Source organism: Longimicrobium sp. (assembly GCF_036554565.1).
GTDB lineage: Bacteria > Gemmatimonadota > Gemmatimonadetes > Longimicrobiales > Longimicrobiaceae > Longimicrobium.
Genome location: NZ_DATBNB010000106.1, coordinates 1 through 2422, shown reverse-complemented (window position 1 = coordinate 2422; position 2422 = coordinate 1). Strand labels below are relative to the sequence as shown.

At 69.9% G+C, this 2422-nt stretch carries 2 protein-coding genes; both read right to left on the bottom strand.

The window, feature by feature from the left end; translation table 11 throughout:
* Positions 1-63 precede the first annotated feature (63 nt).
* Positions 64-1317, bottom strand: coding sequence for an ABC transporter substrate-binding protein (locus VIB55_RS02890; RefSeq protein WP_331875159.1), 1254 nt, complete (start codon positions 1315-1317; stop codon positions 64-66).
* Between the two features lie 45 nt (positions 1318-1362).
* Positions 1363-1710: a hypothetical protein gene (locus VIB55_RS02885; protein WP_331875158.1), complete on the bottom strand. Its 348-nt coding sequence runs from the start codon at positions 1708-1710 to the stop codon at positions 1363-1365.
* Positions 1711-2422 lie beyond the last annotated feature (712 nt).

Below are 2422 nucleotides of genomic sequence, written 5' to 3'. Positions count from 1 at the left end.
CCAGCCGCCGCGCCACTCGAACATCAGGTGACCAGGTAGCGCGGCGGTATTATCCTGACGCGATCAGCGGCTCAACGTGCCCGAGCGCGTCTCGTAGCCCCCGACGCGCTTCCAGGCGTAGCCGGTGCCGGACGGGCGGATGGCCCAGAAGTCGAAGTCGGCGTGCTGCCGGTCGCCAGCGCCGTTCAGCGTGGCCCAGCCGGTGGTGCCGTGGTACGTGCCCGCCGCCTGCACGAAGCGCGAAGCCAGCGAGTCGGCGCTCACGCCCGCGGGCGAGGCGAGGTACGCCAGCGCCGCCACCCACACCGCATCATACACGGCCAGCGCGAACGCATCGGGCGCCATGCCCGCGCGCTGCTGGATGCGCGTAGCGACCGGCTGCCACGTCGCGCTCGCTGCCAGGTCCAGCCCGAAGAGCGCCGACGGAAAGCCGACCTGCTGCGCGAATGCCACGGCCGCCGGGCGGGCGAGCAGGGCGCCGCTCTGCGCGATGCCGTCCGCGCCGTACCAGCGCACCGAGGCGAGCACCGGGTCCCCCGCCGCGGCCACGAACACGTCCGCCACCTCGTCGAAGCCGGCCAGGTACACGCCCACCTGGCTCGCCGGCCGCGTGGCGAGTGCGGCCCGCACCTGCGTGCCAAGCGCGGTAATGGTTGCCGCGTAGCTGGTGGCGTTCGTCGCGTACTCCACGCCGCTCGATACGGTGCCACCGCGCGCGGTGAACCCTCTCCGGGTGGCCGTGTGAAGCCCCTGGTTCCCGGCGTCCGCACGCCAGACCGGGATCACCGTGCGAACGCCGTCGCCCCACATCAGCGCCGCCGAGGCGATGCCCTCCAGGCTATCCGCCGCCGTGAAGCGATAGACGTGGTCGCCCGGCACCGCCAGCGATCCCGCCGTGCTCGACTGGCTGACAACAATCAGCGGATTCGCATCCACGTACGATTTGATGGCCGCCAGCTCGGCGCTGGACTGCGGGCCGACGACCAGTTGCACACCGGCGGCCTTCAGCGACTGCACGGCCGAGAGCGCCGTCGCCGGGTCCAGCTTGGTGTCCCGGATGTCGGAGCGGAAGGTGATGCCCCGGCCCGCGGCGAAGCGGTTGGCGTCCTCCACCGCCAGCTCCATCGCGGCCTTGCTGGTCACGCCGAGCGACGCCCAGTTGCCGGTGAGCGAAAAGATCCCGCCGATCGTGACGTCTCGCGTTTCGCTTCCCGTGCTGTCTTCGCATGCCCCGGCACCGGCCAGGATCATCGCCGTGCACGCGATGCGGAGGGCCGTACGTGCGAGAGTGGCGCGGGAATTGGACTTCGTGGTCAACAGGTGTCCTTTGCGGGAAGGGCAGGGGAGAGAGGGGCGCCGCCGCTACGGGCCCCGGCATTCGACCCGGAAGTCCGGGCCAAGTTCAGAACGGATGGTGTCCAGGATTTCGACGGCGGCCTGGTGGAACTTGTCGTACTCCTCGGGCGTCCAGAGACCCGGGCCGGCGGGGTCGTCCCAGTCGAGCGCCGTATCGTGCCAGACCGACAGCTCTTCCAGGCGCTGGCGCGTGGCGTTGGAGAGGGGAAGCTCGTCCTCGATGGGCCCCACGTCGAACGCATCGTAGGCCGCGTCGTTGCCGCCCCAGAGGCAGCCGCCGCCCCACTCGAACATCAACCGCACGTGGTACCGAGGCTCCCGTGCGGGCGGCGCGCTATGAGCCGGCTTCGGCATTCTGGTTCTCCATCGCCGCCGGTGCGGCCGGCCGGCGCTGCAGCGGGCCGCCAAGCTAACAAAAGAGCGCCTGCGCAGGGGATCCCCTGGGCGGGCGCTCTTCACCTCTGGTGCGGTCGTCAGCCGTCGCGTCGCGGGCCAATGACCTCGGGGCCGTCGTAGTTCTCGATGGCCGCCCTCGCCTCGGGGCTCAGGGATGCGAAGAACCCCGGCTTGCTCCGGATCCGCTCACGCGCAACCTCGCGCAACGGGGCGGGTACATCATCGTTACGGCCAGCAAAGCCAAACGAGCGCAGGCGGCCCTGAAGGCCCCTCCGCTTCAGTGGTACCTGCGGCTTCTCGACCGTCGGAGGGTCTTTTCTCATGGCTCATATCTCCTTCTTGCAATATATGGGCGTGGAGCCCTTCCACACAACATCGAAGCCCAGATCCTTATAGTACCACACCACGTTAGGGTCCGGGTTCCGAAGGAGGAGCCGGCTGGCCCCCACAGCGTACCCGTAGTTCTGCGCGACGGCCACCGCGAGAGGGATCACAAACCCTCGCAGAGGAACGGCGGGCGGGTCCGGCCGCCGCTCCGCGTACGTGAGCGAAACCGTGTGCCGCACCCCTCCAGACCGGGACCGGGACGCATGCCCCAGTGCTAAGCCGCATAGGTCCTCCCCGTACCACATCGCGAGGGGGAGGACCGCTGCGCGACGCGGCATCCCCG